This is a genomic window from Cronobacter sp. HA18003, from assembly GCF_011605905.1.
Taxonomy (GTDB): domain Bacteria; phylum Pseudomonadota; class Gammaproteobacteria; order Enterobacterales; family Enterobacteriaceae; genus Cronobacter; species Cronobacter sakazakii.
The window spans coordinates 360,516-378,300 of sequence record NZ_JAANQO010000021.1; the positions used below are offsets into that span (position 1 = coordinate 360,516).

11 protein-coding genes and 1 tRNA gene are annotated in these 17,785 nt (G+C 56.4%); 4 read left to right on the forward strand and 8 right to left on the reverse strand.

Annotated features, from left to right (window positions below; all coding sequences use genetic code 11):
* Nucleotides 1-23: 23 nt before the first annotated feature.
* From citC to G6041_RS12890, 3 genes are read right to left on the reverse strand one after another with little or no spacing between them, the layout of a single operon-like run.
* The gene (citC, locus tag G6041_RS12880; RefSeq protein WP_012123780.1) at nucleotides 24-1,055 is read right to left on the reverse strand and encodes a [citrate (pro-3S)-lyase] ligase; all 1,032 of its coding nucleotides are present in this window, start codon (nucleotides 1,053-1,055) and stop codon (nucleotides 24-26) included.
* A gap of 17 nt (nucleotides 1,056-1,072) precedes the next feature.
* Complete coding sequence (locus G6041_RS12885; protein WP_012123779.1) at nucleotides 1,073-1,936, reverse strand: fumarylacetoacetate hydrolase family protein; 864 nt, start codon at nucleotides 1,934-1,936, stop codon at nucleotides 1,073-1,075.
* 18 nt (nucleotides 1,937-1,954) lie between these two features.
* The gene (locus tag G6041_RS12890; protein WP_012123778.1) at nucleotides 1,955-3,319 is read right to left on the reverse strand and encodes a 2-hydroxycarboxylate transporter family protein; all 1,365 of its coding nucleotides are present in this window, start codon (nucleotides 3,317-3,319) and stop codon (nucleotides 1,955-1,957) included.
* Between the two features lie 337 nt (nucleotides 3,320-3,656).
* On the opposite strand from G6041_RS12890, the gene G6041_RS12895 reads away from it, so the two are divergent.
* Nucleotides 3,657-5,291, forward strand: a complete 1,635-nt coding sequence (locus G6041_RS12895; RefSeq protein ID WP_012123776.1) for an ATP-binding protein — start codon at nucleotides 3,657-3,659, stop codon at nucleotides 5,289-5,291.
* Nucleotides 5,281-5,976: a response regulator gene (locus G6041_RS12900; protein WP_012123775.1), complete on the forward strand. Its 696-nt coding sequence runs from the start codon at nucleotides 5,281-5,283 to the stop codon at nucleotides 5,974-5,976. Before G6041_RS12895 ends, G6041_RS12900 begins: the two co-directional genes overlap by 11 nt.
* A 263-nt stretch (nucleotides 5,977-6,239) precedes the next feature.
* Here G6041_RS12900 and G6041_RS12905 read toward each other — a convergent pair whose 3' ends face one another.
* Entirely contained in the window at nucleotides 6,240-8,378 is a 2,139-nt protein-coding gene (locus G6041_RS12905) for an ornithine decarboxylase (RefSeq protein WP_012123774.1), read from the reverse strand.
* Between the two features lie 545 nt (nucleotides 8,379-8,923).
* Here G6041_RS12905 and G6041_RS12910 point away from each other — a divergent pair.
* Together G6041_RS12910 and G6041_RS12915 are read left to right on the forward strand one after the other, a co-directional pair.
* Nucleotides 8,924-9,643 carry a DUF554 domain-containing protein gene (locus G6041_RS12910; protein WP_041460370.1) on the forward strand — a complete coding sequence of 240 codons (720 nt, stop codon included), beginning with the start codon at nucleotides 8,924-8,926 and terminating at the stop codon, nucleotides 9,641-9,643.
* Between the two features lie 112 nt (nucleotides 9,644-9,755).
* Nucleotides 9,756-9,831: transfer RNA gene (locus G6041_RS12915), tRNA-Phe, on the forward strand.
* A gap of 353 nt (nucleotides 9,832-10,184) precedes the next feature.
* On the opposite strand, the gene G6041_RS12920 is transcribed toward G6041_RS12915, so the two are convergent.
* From G6041_RS12920 to G6041_RS12935, 4 genes are read right to left on the reverse strand one after another with little or no spacing between them, the layout of a single operon-like run.
* On the reverse strand, nucleotides 10,185-10,955 hold the full coding sequence (locus tag G6041_RS12920) for a YfaP family protein (protein ID WP_041460369.1): 771 nt from the start codon (nucleotides 10,953-10,955) through the stop codon (nucleotides 10,185-10,187).
* Between the two features lie 5 nt (nucleotides 10,956-10,960).
* Nucleotides 10,961-12,607: a DUF2300 domain-containing protein gene (locus G6041_RS12925; RefSeq protein ID WP_012123770.1), complete on the reverse strand. Its 1,647-nt coding sequence runs from the start codon at nucleotides 12,605-12,607 to the stop codon at nucleotides 10,961-10,963.
* Nucleotides 12,608-12,610: 3 nt separating this feature from the next.
* Entirely contained in the window at nucleotides 12,611-17,236 is a 4,626-nt protein-coding gene (locus G6041_RS12930; protein ID WP_071817988.1) for an MG2 domain-containing protein, read from the reverse strand.
* A complete protein-coding gene (locus tag G6041_RS12935; protein ID WP_227003043.1) occupies nucleotides 17,170-17,778 on the reverse strand; it encodes a DUF1175 domain-containing protein in 609 nt (202 codons plus the stop codon). The genes G6041_RS12930 and G6041_RS12935 overlap by 67 nt, the downstream gene beginning before the upstream one ends.
* Nucleotides 17,779-17,785 lie beyond the last annotated feature (7 nt).

Consider the following 17,785-nt stretch of genomic DNA (forward strand, 5'->3'; position numbering starts at 1 on the left):
GGTTTGTCCTGTCAGATAAGAATTCAGGCCACTTCCGCGCGATAGCGTTGCGCGAGAAGGGCGAAAGTGCTCTCCGGCACCCGTTCGCGAATCGAAGAAAAACGCTGCGCGCGCAGCAGGCGGCGCACTTCGGACGCGGAAATCGCCTCGCCTTCGGCGTAGCTGAGACGTGGAATTTCAATAACGCTGACCGGCGGCGCGTTAAGTGGCGCGTGCTCAAGCCAGGTGTGCATCGCCTGGTTGTAGGCGCGTGTCACGGGGCAGAACGGCTCGCTGCCGACAAAGCGCTGGTTAATGCCAAGCGCCGGCGCGATATAGCGGCGGAAAATCTGCAAATCCAGCCCGCTCCAGGCTTTATCCACCAGCCCGCGCTCCTTGAGGAAATAACCCGGAAAGGTGGCGCGAGAGATGAGATACGACGAGCCCTCATGCACCGTGACGTTCGGCAGATGCGCGACGCCCGCCCGCACCATCGCAAGCCGTTCGCGGTAAGGGAAAAACGACGCCTCTTCACGCACCACAAAAAGATGCAGCCAGTCGCTCTCACTCGCCGCCTGTTCGGCGAGAAAGCGGTGGCCGAGCGTAAACGGATTGGCGTTCATCACCACCGCGCCGATACGCGCGCCGGGCTGTTTTAACCTGCCAAGCTGCTGGCAGTAACGGCGGATGCCGGAGGGCGTGTTTTCAAGCAGCGCTGCAATGTCGTCGCACTGCGCGAGCGGCCAGAAGCCGCAGCGGCGAAAACGCTCCAGGTTATACGGACGCGTGCAGAGGAACAGGTGAAAGTGGCCGAGACTCATCGCCAGGTTTTCCACCTCCACCAGCAGACGCGCGCTGAGGTTTTCGCCCCGCCAGCGCTCATCCACCGCCACGCCTTTAATCACGTTGCCCGCAAGCCCCGCGCAGCCTGCGATTTCACCCTGCGCGACGGCGATGACGACATGCGTGACGTCTTCATCCATGCCTAACTGATGGCTGGCGAGAAACGCCGCGACGCGCGCTTTCTCCTGCGGCTGGCGGGCAAGCGCCACGGTGATGAGTTCCAGATTGCTCATACGTCCGTCCGGTCTCTTTAGTGGGCGGGCGCCGGTTGCGCGACGGGCGCTTCGGCGATCACATTGCACAGATGGCCGATCCGCTCGATCTCCACCTCGATTTTGTCGCCCGGCTTCATAAACAGCGGCGGCGTGCGTTTTTTGCCAACGCCGCCCGGCGATCCGGTGATGATCACATCGCCCGCGCTTAAGCGGGTGAAGGTGCTGATGTACTCAATAAGCTCCGCTACGCCGTGGATCATGCTGCGGGTGTTGTCGTCCTGCACCATGCGGCCGTTAAGCCAGGTGCGGATGACGAGCTGGTGCGGATCGGGGATCTCATCGGCGGTCGTCATCCACGGGCCGAACGCGCCGGTCTGCCGCCAGTTTTTGCCCGCCGTAAACCAGGTGTGCTGCCAGTCGCGCGCCGAGCCGTCCATGTAGCAGCTGTAGCCCGCCACGTGCGAGAGCGCCGCCTCGCGCGCGATGTTCTCGCCGCCGCGCCCGATGATCACCGCAAGTTCCCCTTCGTAATCAAACTCGCTGGAGTGGCGCGGTTTGAGCACCGGCGCGTTGTGGCCGGTCTGCGAATCCGGGAAGCGGACAAACAGCGTCGGCGCCGGGTTGTGCTGGTCGAACTCTTTGCGTTTCTCGGCGTAGTTCATGCCCACGCAGAGGATCTTCTCCGGCTGCTCGATAACCGGCAAAAACGTCACGTCGCAGAGTGCGAAATCAGCGGGCGCCTGCGCATGGCAGCGCGCCTGTTCCAGCGCATCCCGCGCCAGCAGCGTTTTGAGATCCGCGTAGTGCGCCCCGAGACGGGTGCCGAGATCCACCACGCCGTTATCCGTGACAATGCCGTAACTGCGGCGGCCCTGATGGAGATAACTCGCAAGTTTCATAACAACGTATCCTGACGATTAAACAAGGAAATTGCCCAGTACCAGCAGCGCGAGCGAGACGTTAATCGCGCCGCCAATGCGGGTGGCAATCTGAGCGAAAGGCATTAAGGTCATGCGGTTGCCGGCGGTGAGAATGGCGACGTCGCCGGTGCCGCCCTGCCCGCTCTGGCAGCAGGAGACGATGGCCACATCAATCGGGTGCATACCGATTTTCTTGCCGACGAAAAAGCCCGTCGCCACCAGCGCCGACACGGTGCTGACAATCACCAGCAGGTTGTTGAGCGTAAAGGCGTGCATCAGCTCTTCCCACGGGGTGATCGCCACGCCGACGGCGAAAAGAATCGGGTAGGTCACGGAAGTCTGGAAGAATTTATAAACCACCTGCGAGCCTTCCAGCAGGCGCGGAGAAACGCCGTGCACCAGCTTGATAAAGACCGCGATAAACAGCATGCCAACCGGCGCAGGCAGGCCAATCAGTTTATGGCCGAGCATACCGAGCATATAGAGCAGCACCGCCAGCAGCGCGCCGGAGGCAATGGTGGTGACATCAGCCTTGCCGCTGAACGCGGTGTTCAGCGTCTGGGCCTGCGGTTTATCGCCGCGATCCGGCATCAGCTCGCCTTCGCCGGTCAGGTGCGGATAGCGTTTGCCGAGCTGGTTAAGGCAACCGGCGATAATAATCGCGGTGAGGCTGCCGAGCATCACGATAGGCAGCACGCGGCCCAGCGCCACGCCCTGATCCATATGCAGCAGCGTCGCGTAGCCGATGGAAAGCGGGATCGCCCCTTCGCCCACGCCGCCCGCCATGATAGGCAGGATCAGGAAGAAGAAGATCTGGAACGGCTCCATGCCCAGCGCGATACCGACGCCCATCCCCACCAGCATGCCGACGATTTCGCCGCACAGCATCGGGAAGAAAATACGCAGAAAGCCCTGAATCAGCGTGGTGCGGTTCATGCTCATGATGCTGCCGACGATAATACAGCAGATGTAGAGATAGAGAATGTTGGTGGATTTATAGAATTTGGTGGTGGATTCCACGACCACATCCGGCAGCCAGCCGTAATAGACCAGCGCGGAAGGGATGAAAGTGGCGCAAATCGCCGCCGCGCCCATTTTGCCAACCACCGGCAGGCGCTTGCCGAACTCGCCGCAGGCGAAGCCGAAGAAGGCAAGCGTCGCGACCATCACCACAATATCGCTCGGCAGTTTGCCGCCGAGGCAGTCAATGGCGATAAGCGCGCCGGAGAGCAGAAACAGCGGCAATGGAATAATCCCGATTTTCCAGGTATCCATGATATGCCACCACTTTTCTTTCAGAGATATTTGCTTCGTAGCAGACGATGTGTGGGGTACGACGTAAGAATCATCGGTTGTGCTCATTTTATTAAGCTCCGTAGTTATATTTCCCGACAAGCGTAAAAGAGGTTACCCTTACAATTTGTGAGGAAGGCCGAATCGGCAGCGGTAATTTAATGGCACCTATGGTGTTTATGGTTTTAATTAGCGCACTGTGATCCACGCGTAATTTACAGGCGTGGTTTTTATGGCGTTTATTCAATAAGCACCGTTTTTGGCGTAAAAACATAACGCGGGTAAACAGTTACCGTCGCGCACCGCGCCCTGTGCAGGGGATCACAAGTTTCAGGCACAGGTCCGGTAAGCGCCTGAAAAAATGGTACAGTTCTCTATTGTTTGTATTCCGGCGCGCCAGTGAACGATGAAATTTTCCTTTCGCATAAAGTTATTTATTCATCTCATCATATTCTTCTCCGTATTGTTTACGGCGCTCGGCGTTTATTATTATCTCGATGTCAGCCGCCAGCTTTATCAGGAGATGAGCAGTCGCGCGAGAATACAGGCGGAAGAGATTTCTCTCATTCCGTCATTACGTGAAGCCGTCAGACAACGTAATATTCCGGCGATTAACACTTTTATGACAGACATGGCGCGCCACAGCGACGCCAGTTTTATGGTTATTGGCGATGAGAAAGGTCTGCACCTGTTTCATTCCGTTTTTCATGACCGCATCGGCACTCCGCTTATCGGTGGCGATAATCAGGATGTGTTAGAAGGAAAAACCATTACCAGCATTCGCCGGGGCGGGCTTGGGGTCTCTCTGCGCAGCAAAGCGCCGATTTTTGACGACCAGGGCCGCGTCATCGGCATTGTCTCGGTCGGCTATCTGACCAGCTATCTCGACACCATTACGCTTGGCAAAGTGGTGAATATCCTGATTGGCGCGGTGTTATTGCTGCTGGCGCTGTTTATCTTTTCATGGTTTTTCACCCGCAGTATTAAAAAACAGATGTTTTTTCTGGAGCCGCGGGAAATCGGGCTTCTCGTGCGCCAGCAAAAGGCGCTGATGGAGTCCATCTACGAAGGTGTTATCGCCATCGACGAGCATTCGCGCATTGCCGTGATTAACCGCGCCGCCAAGCGGCTGCTGGGCCTGAACGTGTCGTCGCGCTCGCTGCGCGGCCAGCCACTGGAGGCGGTGATTAACCCGGTCTCGTTTTTCTCCCCGCAGGTGATGCTGGAGAACGACACGCATGATGAGATTTGCGTGTTCAACCATCTGACGGTGATCGCAAGCCGGGTGCGCATTCTGCTGGAAGGCGAGCTTCAGGGCTGGGTGATTACCTTTCGCGATCGCAAGGATATCGACAGCCTGAGCGTGCAGCTAAGCCAGGTGAAGCGCTACGCGGATAACCTGCGCATTCTGCGTCACGAGCAGTTAAACCGCATGTCGACGCTCGCCGGGCTGCTGCATCTGGGCCACTACGACCAGGCGCTGAGCTATATTCAGGCCCAGACCGAGCACACCCAGGAGCTGCTCGATTTTATCTCCCGGCGGTTTCACTCCCCCACATTATGCGGGCTGCTTATCGGCAAATGCGCCAGAGCGCGCGAGAAAGGCGTGACGCTGACGTTCGATCCGGCCTGCGAGATGGCGCGCGCGTTCCGCGGGCTTGGCGAGCCGGAGCTGATTTCGGTTATTGGCAATCTGCTGGATAACGCCATCGAAGCCACCCAGCGCGCCGAAGGGCCGCACGATCCGGTCGAGGTGTTGATCCGCCTGAACGAGCGGGAGCTGATCATCGAAGTGGCGGATCGCGGTGTCGGGATCGCGCCCGCGCTTCGCGACAGGATCTTCGAGCCGGGTTTTACCACCAAACGCCGCGGCGATCATGGTATCGGCCTGCATCTTATCGCCAGCTATGTGAAGCTCGCGGGCGGCACGCTGGAAGTGTCCGCCAATACGCCGCGCGGCACGATTTTCTCACTTTTTATTCCTGACGCGCCCGGCGTTCGTCCGGCCCAACCGCAGGGAGAACCTGACTATGTCACCTGAGATGACCGACGTACTGATTGTGGAAGATGAAAACCAGCTGGCGGCGCTGCATGCCGAAATGGTAAAGCAGCACCCGCATTTGCGGCTGGTGGGCATGGCGGCGACGCTTGCCGACGCCGAGCGGCAGATCCGCGAGAAGCGCCCGCATCTGGTGCTGCTGGACAATTATCTGCCGGACGGCAAAGGGATTACGCTGACGGAGAGCCTGACGCTGAAGAACAGCGCCTGCTCAGTGATTTTTATTACCGCCGCGAGCGATATGGACACCTGTAGCCAGGCGATCCGCAACGGCGCGTTCGATTATCTGTTAAAGCCGGTGTCGTGGAAGCGCCTCAGCCATTCGCTGGAGCGCTTTGTGCAGTTTCGCGAACAGCAGCGGGTGTGGAAAATTGTCGATCAACAGAACGTGGATTCGTTGTATCAGTTGCAGGCGCGCAGCTTCCGGCCAGACTCCGGCGCAAAGGGGATTGAGGAGAATACGCTGACGCTGGTGCAGCGGCTGTTTGTGGAGAGCCGCGAGCAGATTTTTTCAGTCGATGATGTGGTGAGCGCGACGGGTTTAAGCAAAACCACCACGCGGCGGTATCTGGAGCACTGCGTGGAGAGCGGGTTTCTGACGGTGGAGATGCTGTACGGGAAGATTGGCCATCCGCGGCGGTTATACCGCCGGGCGGAAGAAGCGTGATGTTACGGTGGATGTGATTTTACGGCGGGTGCGCGTTGCTTACCCGCCCTACGGAAATCGATGCTCTGGCTGTACGGCGGGTGCGCTACGCTTACCTGCCCTACACGATAAAAATGATGGCATTCTCGTAGGGTGGGTAAGCGAAGCGCACCCACCATTCACGCCCCACTATCACCAACGACACATAAGGCGCTGAAATTATGTAGGGCGGGTAAGCGAAGCGCACCCGCCAGCGTCACATCCAACACCCGCCCGGTAACGCCTTATTCGCGCAACATATACCCGTACAACCGCTTAATGCCGTCCGGGTCGGTCTGGCTGTAAACGCCCTGCAATTCCGGCGAAAAGCCCGGCAACAGGTTCACGCCCTCTTCCAGCGCCAGGAAATAACGCAGCGCCGCGCCGCCCCACACTTCGCCCGGCACCACGCACAACACGCCCGGCGGATACGGCAGCGCGCCTTCCGCCGCCACGCGTCCTTCGGCCTCACTCAGACGCACCAGCTCCACGTTGCCGCGAATATACTCCACATTCGCCTGCTGCGGGTTCATCACCACCTGCGGCAGCTCGGCTTTACGGAACATTGCCCGCTGCAACGCCTTCACGTCGAAACTCACGTACAGATTATGCATCTCCTGACAGAGCTGGCACAGCGTGTAGCCTTTGTAACGCACCGGATATTTCTGGCAGATCGTCGGCAACACGTCGGCAAGCGGCGTATCGTCTTCAATATGTTGCTCAAAGCGCGCCAGCATCGCGACCAGGTGCGCCATCTTCTGCGCGCTCTCGGCGGGGGTGAGCAAAAACAGGATCGAGTTAAGATCCGCCTTTTCCGGCACGATGCCGTTTTCACGCAGATAATTGGCGAGGATCGCCGCCGGGACGCCGAAATCGCTGTACTCGCCGGTTTCGGCATCGATACCCGGCGTGGTCAGCAGCAGCTTGCACGGATCGACAAAATATTGCTCGCGCGCGTATCCCGCAAAACCGTGCCACGCCGCGCCCGGCTCAAAGCTGAAAAAACGCCGCTCACGCGCAATCGCGTCCGTCGGGTGATCCTGCCACGGCCGCCCCGCCACCGTATCCGGGATAAACGGCTTGATCATGTGGCAGTTGGCGATGATCGCCTTGCGCGCCTCGATCCCAAGTTCCACGCACTCGGCCCACAACCGCTTGCCGCTCTCGCCTTCGTGGATTTTGGCGTTCACATCCAGCGCGGCGAACAACGGGTAAAACGGGCTTGTCGAAGCGTGCAGCATAAAGGCGTTATTGAGCCGCTTGTGCGGGCAAAAACGCGCCTGGCCGCGGATATGGTTATCTTTCTTGTGGATCTGCGAGGTCTGCGAGAACCCGGCCTGCTGCTTATGCACCGACTGCGTGACGAAAATCCCCGGATCGTTTTCATTGAGATCCAGCAGCAGCGGCGAGCAGTCGGCCATCATCGGAATAAACTGCTCGTAGCCGACCCACGCGGAATCAAACAGGATGTAATCACACAGGTGGCCGATTTTATCCACCACCTGACGGGCGTTATAGACCGTGCCGTCGTAAGTGCCGAGCTGGATCACCGCCAGGCGGAACGGACGCGCCTCCTGCGCGCGCGACGGTGCGACTTCGGCAATCAGCTCACGCAGATACGCCTCGTCGAAGCAGCGCTCGTCGATCCCGCCGATAAACCCGAACGGGTTACGCGCCGCTTCGAGATAGACCGGCGTCGCGCCCGCCTGAATCAGCGCCCCGTGGTGGTTCGATTTATGGTTGTTACGATCGAACAACACCAGATCGCCCTGCGTCAGCAGCGCGTTGGTCACGACTTTATTCGCCGCCGACGTGCCGTTCAGCACAAAATAGGTTTTATCGGCGTGAAACACCTTCGCGGCAAATTTCTGCGCGTGCTTGGCGGAGCCTTCATGGATCAGCAAATCGCCCAGTTTGACGTCGGCGTTGCACATATCGGCGCGAAACACGTTTTCTCCGAAGAAATCGTAAAACTGCCTGCCCGCCGGGTGCTTTTTAAAGAATTCGCCGTGCTGATGACCGGGGCACGCGAAGGTGCTGTTCTGCATCTCCACATACTGCGTGAGCGTGTCGAAAAACGGCGGCAGCAGGTTCTCTTCATACGCGAGTGCCGCGGTTTCAAGCGCCAGGAACTCCTGCGACGTTCCCGTGAGCGTGCCGCTGACCGGCGCGTCGCAGCTTTCGCCGCTTTGCAGATAAACAAAAACCGGCAGATTAAACCCGGTGCGCTTAAGCAGCGCGAGAATACCGCTGCGCGTATCGGCCACAGAAAGCACCACGGCGGCTACGTCGGTGAAGTCGGTGCTATCGAGCCCCACTACATCGCGGGAGGTTGAAAGCAGAGGAGCCACGGCGTGGCTGGCGGCAATTTTTAACGATTTCATAAGCACAAAAACCCTGAGTGTCGGTGTAAGCGCCTTCGGGCACGGCAACGGGACGGTATCCCGGCGAAACGATGAGGTCTGACTGATTACCAGCTCCGACCGCGAGACATCAGTAAAAGCAGAGCACGCCTGATTTTACTGTTGTCCGGCAGTGAGCGTACGGTGGCCTCACCGCATGGTGGGCATGGAGAAATATGGCGGACAGACATGACGGGCGCGCGGCATTGTGCAATGTCGCGAAGAAATGACGGCTGGCAGCGAACGCGCGGTCATAACAATACACCCTGTCTGATGGAGAAAAGTCGCGCAATCATGTCACCTTACGCCGCGTGGGGCAAGACAGCGCGCGGAGAAAATCGGTTTTTTAAGCAACGAATTTACAGCCTTGTTTTTTATCTTTTTGATTATTATTGTTAAAAATAAATAGTTAAAATAAGTAAGCATAAGATACGCATAAAAATGCCGTTAGCGGGCGCGCTTTTCTCCCTCTCACTGCGGGCTTATGCTGAAGCCCATCGCGATACAGACTCAGGCAGGAGCTCAATGTGGTAACCGGACCTTTTATCAATGCAGCGGCAGTACTGCTGGGCGGATTGCTCGGCGCGGCGTTAAGCCAGCGGCTTCCCGAGCGGCTGCGCAGTTCGATGCCCTCGATTTTCGGGCTGGCATCGCTTGGCATTGGCATTTTACTGGTGGTGAAGTGCGTGAACCTGCCGGTGATGGTGCTCTCGATGCTGCTCGGCGCGCTGATTGGCGAGCTTTGCTATATCGAAAAAGGAATCATCAATCTGGTACATGGTCTGAACGGCGTGGCGCGCCGGTTGCGGCCCGGTAAAAACGCGCGGCCCGCGCAGGACAATTTCGTGCAGAGCTTTGTGGCGATCATCGTGCTGTTTTGCGCGAGCGGAACCGGCATTTTTGGCGCGATGCGCGAAGGCATGACCGGTGATAACAGCCTGCTTATCGCCAAGGCGTTTCTCGATTTCTTCACCGCCACGATTTTTGCGACGACGCTTGGCGCCGCCGTCGCGGCCATCTCCATCCCGATGCTGCTTATCCAGTTAACGCTCGCCGCGGGCGCTGTATTTATCCTGCCGCTGACCACACCCGCGATGATGGGCGATTTTACCGCGACGGGCGGCCTGCTGCTGCTGGCGACGGGCCTGCGCATCTGCGGCATTAAGATGTTCGCGGTGGTGAATCTGCTGCCTGCGCTGCTGATTTCCATGCCGCTTTCCGCGCTCTGGACGCATTTCTTCGCGTAAGGCGTTAAAACGGCTATTTCGCAAGCAAAGTGGCGCAGGAATGGGCGGGCGGCGCAGAATTCGCGGAATTTCGTTGACGCCGTAAGTTGAATCGGGTTTAATGCGCCCCGTTGCCCGGATAGCTCAGTCGGTAGAGCAGGGGATTGAAAATCCCCGTGTCCTTGGTTCGATTCCGAGTCCGGGCACCACTAATTTAAAGAAACCAGCCTACGGGCTGGTTTTTTGCTTTTGGCGAGCCGGACTCTCCATCGAACTGCGTTCGATTCACTCGTCGCATCCCTGCGACTCGCCCTGCGGGCAGCGCGATGCGCTGTGCAAAAACGCTCCCGTTGTTTTTGTCCGGTCCGGGCACCACTAATTTAAAGAACCCGACCACAAGGCGGGTTTTTGCTTTTGGAGAGCCGGACTCTCCATCGAACTGCGTTAGTTGTTCTTTGTTGTTGAAAACATCCGTCTGTTTCTTGCCTGCTTGCTACGGTCTCTCTACGGTCAGTGACACTTATCTTTCATAACGAACTGATATTTTCCTGCTAATGCTTTATCAATAAACAAAGCGTTTAATCAGCGTCAATTCACCAGGGTTACGCATCGGAATGACAAACGTTTCCTGCTTTTCATCCGGCGTGCCTTCATTAGTCACCAGTGACACCTGCGCTGTAGTGAGAACCTGCTGTCCATAGCCGCCAAAATAGTTTACGTAAACCAGATACGGGCCCTTCTCCGGCATGGGCGTTGAGAATATTTCGGGACCATAACCAGTAGTGACGTCCATATCTAATGCTCCACCATTTTGCAGTGCGCGATTGCCATACCACGCGTGCTCGCCATTGGGGGTCACAACGTGTAGATCCAAATCCGTGTTATCACTATCCCAGGAAAGAATGATTCGCAGTTTAGCAGGAACACTTCCCTGCCCAGGACGAGCATAGAACTGCACACGGTGCGAGGCCTGACGATCCGGGCTTCTTACCTCAACGCTATTGCTGCCACCCGGGAAAATATAGGGGCGCTGAAAACTACCGTCGTCTTCAATTCTGAGCGGCATGCTAATGCCATTCACCACCAGTACACCCGGCTTTTGATTGCCCTTAGGCAAACCATAAATCGCACCTTTAATCTGCGCATCGATCGACTGGTCGCTACGCGTATTTACCGACGATGCCGGGTAATTCACCTGCTGGGAATAGTATGATTTTTCACCCGTCTGGTTATGCCAGCCTGCCAATGGCGTATCGATGGTCACAGACTCGCTGTTAGCGGCATGAGACAGAAATGGGATTGCCAACAATCCCAGGAAAGACAACTTACGCATAATTTTCATTCCATTAATAAATGACGAGCCAGCCCTTCGATATACGTCTCATCAAGGCCACTGGGATAACCATCAAAGGCCAGATGCAAATATTCGTGGGTGAGATCAAGACGATCCTGCAGATGAAGAAAAGCGCGGATATAAATTCGCCGCCGTGAGCGATCAATCCAGGGCGTTCCGGTATGTTTAAGCTGACACACCGCAAACTGCGACGTCGCGGCATAGCCAGGCTCCCCATCCAACGTGCCGCGCCATGCTTTTTGCTGTTTCAACAACCATGCTTTCGCCTCCGGCATCGCGTGGCATTCAGAAACCGCATGCTCCCAGGAACTGAGCGTTGCCTGCGGCCATACCTGAGCCAGAATCTCATCAAAACGCATCCCCTGATCGGCAAGCGCTACCGCGTGTTCCCAGGAGAGCTGATTCTCCGCTGCCAGATAGCCGTGGTACTGCACAGAACTACCGCTCAGCACAAGGCCGTTCGTCCAGTCAGCTATTTTCCGGGAGGCTCCTGACGCAGGGCGAGGTGCCACTCGTTGATGCGAACTGCTGTCCTCGATGTAGAGACAATCATTAGTGTGGCTGGCTTGCTGCTGTAAATAAGTGCGAATAACCACAGCTAACGCTTTGGCCGCTTCGGTTGGTTTAGCGCTGGCTTCGCGCTCCAGCACACGAGCGACGTACTCCTCTCGCGACAGGTGGGCGAGGATCTGCCAACGGTGAACGGAACCATGAAGATACAGCTCTCCCTGGCTTCGAATATTCAGTTGGTTACCATTTTTAAACGCCACCCGAAACTGTCCCTGCAGCTGCCCTTCGACCATCGCCTGTGTATGGCCGACACGGTACACCGCTTCAATGGGATAACGGGTGAACAAACTGGAATCAATACACTCCTCGGGATCCACGGAGGCGGTTACAGGCAGCGTTTTGTCCAACGCTGTGGCATAAGTCGACAATATCGTTTTACTGGTACCCGCCCCACCAGCCCAGACAGGTGTGCCGTCGGTCAGCCATCCGGCGAAACCGCCTTCGCGCTGATCCACCGCTTGCGGAGAGTGCCAGGACCAGGTCTTAACACGCAGCCGGCCACCCAGCGCGGATGCCGGCGGGTTTCCCGGCGATAACACCATCAGATTGAGTAAGGCTTTACGCGCTTCGGCCTGGGCGGGCATTTGCTGCAACGCCGTCAATAATGAGGAAACCGTCACCTCTGTTCCTGGCTGTAGCAAGCGCAGCTCGTTAAGCCAGGCGGGTCCGCCGCGCTTTTGCCAGTAACGTCGCCATTCATTGCTATCAATATGCCAGCGTTCAGGGGTGAAATAGAGGCCGCAGGATTGTACTAACGCCTTTTCCCTGGCAATTGACTCGCCGACTGCGCAGCAATAAACCTCTTGCGACGATTGTCCTGTACAGTGGTAAGGGTTATCGGCGATGCGGTTATCCGTTAACCAGGCATAAACGAACAACTTCCAGACGCTGCCCAGCGGGGTGGTCAGCCCGGTGGGAAGTGATTGCCGGTCAACCTCACCCTGCCCGGCCTTAAGATGCAGCAAAATATCCTGATTGTCCCGTCGCCATGCCAGCATCAACCCTCTGGCATCGGCTGCCGCCGATGCCAGAATCAGGACGATAAAAAACAATTTTCTCATCGCTTATCGAACCTGAATCGCCCTCATACCATCCGTTTCATACACCACATCCTGTGGGGCATAAACTTGCTGGTAGCGCACGGGTGGCAGAGTAAAGTCTCCTTTTTGCGAGAAACGAACCAGATGGCTGAAGGTCTGTTCACCCTGAAGTTGTTTTACCGGTACCATGTAATGCAGCGTTCCAGATTCATGGTTGTCTTGCGCCAGTGAAATCGGCTCTGCACCCTCTTTATCCGACGACTGGATCTGAATGCCCCAGGTGGTGCTTTCTACATCTGCGCCGGGCGGGAGAGGCACCAGAACTTCTCCCCAAGAGAGCGGTACTTTACCTGTTGTCGTCAGCGTTACCTGATCCAGATAGAGCGCATCACTGGTCACCTGACCGTCAGTAACCGGAGTCAGATGAAAGGTTAAGGCCTCCTTTTCCTCAACCAGTCGCATTAAATGATGGCGGATCTCCACTTTCGCCACATGATTTTGTGGCGTAGGCGTTCCCTGCGGTAGCGCTAATGTCACTAACGCCTCGGCTGGATTATCCAGATTGCTAATGTTGACGTTATCCGGTACGCCGTTCCCGCGCCATTGCCAGAACGATGCACCATCTACGCCTTTTTCTTTCGTCCATCCCGCCTGCTGGATAACCGGTTCGGCAACGGGTGTAGCTAATTGCAGCGTCCGACTAAGCCAGGTGAGTGACAACGCACGCTCCAGGCCCGGCTGGTTTGGAGCCAGCTGGCGCAGCAGCGTCTGCGCCTGTTGCCCGTTAGCCCCGGCGCCGCGAAGCACAACAGCCTGAGCAAAAGGCTGCCCGCTGGCGGCAATCATCTCTTTGCTGTGTTGCAACATCGTCTGTTCGTTCGTACTTAGCGCATGCCCATGTTTTTGCAGCAAGTTATAAATGAGTACCCTTGCTACCGCATCGCCGAGTGGCGAAGTGGGCTGTGCCATTACCAGGCTGTCCGATGGCAAGAGGCTGCTGTCACCCGGCTCCTCCTCCAAATGATCGACAAAGTTTTCTTCAACACCTTGCGCCAATGTCACTGCCGGCAGGTTCATATCGTCAGCGAAGGTCAGCACCAATGCACGCTGTAATAACGGCATCTCGTCGGCCTGCTCGCTATAAAGCGAAAGCATACGCGACCAGTGATCCTCAGGCAGCGTCAGACCTAACGCCTGGGTTGCATACCAGTCGGCATAGTAGGCATAGGCCGTGATAAACGCATCACTATCCCCCGCTTCTCCCCACCAGGTAAAAGCAGCGCCCGGCCCGGCCATCTGAATTAAACGCAAACGACTGTTCTGGATAGCGGCACGAAGGTCTGCAATAACCTGCGCATCGCCCTGATGCATCTGCGTCCATGCAACGCTAAGCGGCAACAGTCGGCTTGCCGTATTGATCACACCGCCATAGGGCTGCGACAGCAAATCATCGAGAATGCTCTGGTAAAGCGCCTGCGGCGTATTGGTGAAACGCAGGCTAATGTCAGTTGCGCCGGGCGGCAGATAAAGCGGATTAATTCCGGCGGACAGCTCAAGCGCCGCATTGGTTTTTTCCGACCAGTTATCGTCAGTCAGTCGCAGGTTGACGCTAAGAGCATCCAGCGTTTTGTCATTCTGCCTTATTTCACCAACCCACTGCCCATTAACAACCGGCACATGCGGTAAGGCAATGTAGTTTGCTCCCTGATGCAGCGTCACCATCTGGTGCAGTTCATTATTGGCATAGCTGGTATACAGCTCGACGGTCTGTTTTTCCGCCTGTTCGCTAAAGATAAATACGCCCAGGGAAGGCTTATCGCCGCGACGGAACTCCCGCGGGCCGCTCCACTTCAGATAGACTGGCTTATCCGAGGTGACATACTGCATTGATTCGCCCACCAGACCGTCATCGTTCTGCGCTCGTGCGGTCATTCTCCAGCGGGTCAGTGAGTCCGGCATGCGAAAGCTGAAGGTCGTCTGTCCCTGCGCATTGGTTGTTAGCGTTGGCAGCCATGCGGCGGTATCAACATTTTCGCGACGCGCACGCTCCAGCATCTTCACGCTTCGCGCGCTATAGTTCGCTCGCCCCAGCGCGCCCGGCATACCGGACAAAGCCTGGTCATAGCTGATAAACGACAGGCTGGAACTGGTGCGTACGTTATTACGGCGCGGATGGTTAAAGAACTGGTCAATCGTCGGCGTAATCTCCGGCTGTAGCGCGTAAATCATTTCGTCCACTACGCCCGCCGTGACGTGAGCTGAGACTGGGCTACCCTGCAAGCGTGTAGATACCGTCACATTGACCAGATCACCGGGTCTGTAATGGCGCTTATCGGGGACGATGTTGACTACGATTTTCGGAATATCAACGCAGATGCCTGCATTCTGAAAGCTGTACTGCCCATGCAAGGTATATAGCACCGAGAAAGTCAGATTCGGTGCAAATGTCGTTTTCACCGGAATAGCAGCCTGATACTGCGTATCACTGATACGCGTGAGCTGCAGCCAGTCGCCGCCTTTGCTGAGCAGCGCAGAGGCTTCTACGCGATCTCGTTCGAGCGTTAACAGCGCTTCGTTGATCGGTTCAGGGAAAGTAATCAGCGCCTTCGCCACATCGCCAATCTGGTATTGCGCTTTGTCCAGCACAATCTCAACGTTGCCGATGCTGGCCTTCACGTCGTTACCGCTCACTGAGTGCGATGTCGCCCCAAGCAACATGCCACTGGCGCTGCGCAGCATCAGGTTGTAGGTTCCTGGTTGGCGGAAAGTTACGGTCAGGCTATCCGTGCTGGAGGCCGGGATTGGCGCACTTTCCGTATGCTGATCTTCAAGACGCAGCCACTCATAGCTCGTCGGCTTTACATCAGTCGCCTGCTCGCTGCTGTAGTGGAACGTTACCGGTTCGTTGACTTTAGTAAAACGCTGCCCGGTCTGCAGGCTATAGTGCGCCGCCCCTCGCTCAATCAGAATCTCTTTACTGGCTTTGACGCGGAAAGCTTCGCCATCACTGGCCGAAACGGTGAGCAAATAGCGGCTGGGTTTTTCTGCGGCTGGCAGATTAAGCGTCACCTGCCCCTGGGCATTACTGATGAAATCGGTGGTTTTCATATCGACCGGAAACCGGCCCTGATACTGCAGATCGTTCCCCACCATAGAAAGCAGTTGAGAATAGAGGCTCAGCGTCACGTGGGCATTCGCCACCGGGCGTCCATCCGGATAATGCAGTTCGATGGTACCGTTGATAGGCTCACCGGAATGGTAATCAGGCTTGCTAAGGAGCACAGAGACGTCAAAAGGCGGCTTAATATAGCTCGCGACCCGAAAGGCGCTGCTATAGATTGCGCCGCCGTATTGCAGTTGCAGTTCATAGCCGCCCGCCGTCGCTGTTTCGCCCAGGTGGAATGCGGTATCCGACCCGGTGTGCGGATCCATCGTCAGATTCATCGACTGGACTGGCATACCGTTGGCATCCACGACGGTGAGTTTCATTTTACCTGCGGGAGCCGCAACGGAGTCACGCGCGTTCTTGTAATCACGCGCCAGCATTTTAATATTCACGGTATCTCCCGGCCGATAGAGCGGACGGTCAGTGAATATATAAACCTTGGTGTCGTAAATTTCGCTGTCGTAATAAAAGTTTTCTGAGACAAACACGCCGCCTTGCGCATCCTGACCAAACAGATATGAGCGTTCCGGCGCAACGTGCGACAGACGAAGAGAACCATCGTTCTGCGTCACACCACTACTAAGTACCCCCAGCCCATCGCTCCACAACACCGTCGCATTCGCAACAGGTTTACCGGCATGTTTATCCGCAACCCAGGCATAGGCTTCATTATGGGAAATCTTACTCATTACTACAGAGTCAGAAACAAACACCATGGTCGTCGCCCGGTATGACCCGAGCAACGCTTCTACCAGATACAAGCCCGGCTTTAATTTTCCCAGCGGAATGTAGACGTTCCCGGATTCCGTTCTGCGAAATTCACTGGAAGCCCCTTCCATCGCAACTTCTGCCGGCGGCTGAATAGGTTTTGCATCCCACAACGGATAACGGAACTGTTTAAGCAGCGGGAACTGTTTGAGCGGCGCAAACTGTGGTTGGTGATCATAGGCCGTTGGCGCGAGGAGCGCGTTACCGATTTTCAACTCCGGCAGAACATCGATAGCCTCTTTTCGTGCAGGGGCTGAAATGGCACTTTGCATCACACGTCGGGATTTGCCATACCAGTTATCCCACAGCCAGGAGAGCGTATTTGACAGCCCCTCCCCCTGATAGCTGGCGGCAACGGTAATACGGTGCAGATTTTTCTGCTGGCGTAAAAACACCAGTGGATCATCTATTTTATAGAGGCGGATATCCGCGCCACCATACTCCTGGGTGTTAAAGCGTTGCGCATAACGACCCGGCGCCTCCAGACGAACCTTCGCTATCTCCTGACTGGTAAAACTGCTGTCTGCCAGCAGGAAAAACGTATCGCCTACAGGCTGATACCCGGAAGACGGCAAATAGTCATCGGCAACGCTTTTTGTTACCGGCAGCAGGATCAGCACTATTGTCAGCAATGAAAAACAGTACCGGATTACTGTGTTAAGAAGTTTAAACGGTACAAACCGATAAAATTGGGATTCGATTGATCGGGTATCCATCGGGTATCATTCCATGTCATAAGTTGTTGTACGCTCACCGCGCGCATTCCATTGTCCGTTTTGGTCACGGTGCCGGTGTGGTAAGCAATAAACTGCCCCATCCAAATCATGAGATGCTGGTCGTCGCCCTGATCGAAAAACAACAGATCGCCTGGCTGGGCCTGATTGATATCGCGGCCGACCAAATAAGTGTTGTACTGAATCAGTCGTGCGGCATCGACATAAGGGCTGGTTTTCCCGGAGCCCTGTTGCCAGTGCTGCGCCAGCAATCGCTGGTTATCCGTAATATCTAACTCCGGTGGTAGATAGCGGTTGGACATTCCGTTGCTGCGCAGCCATAGGGCATCATGGTGTTTCAACGCTTCGTTTGCGGCGAAACGTACAAGGCCCGCACAATCGTGTTGATACCAGCGCGGCGTTGGACCCTGCCGCAACTGTTCTCGCACGATACGTACAAACCAAGCCTGAAAAATGATTGACTGCGGGGGATCAAGCTTCTGCACGATATACGCTTCATGCGCCCAGCCAGAGCGGATGCCCAGCAGCGTT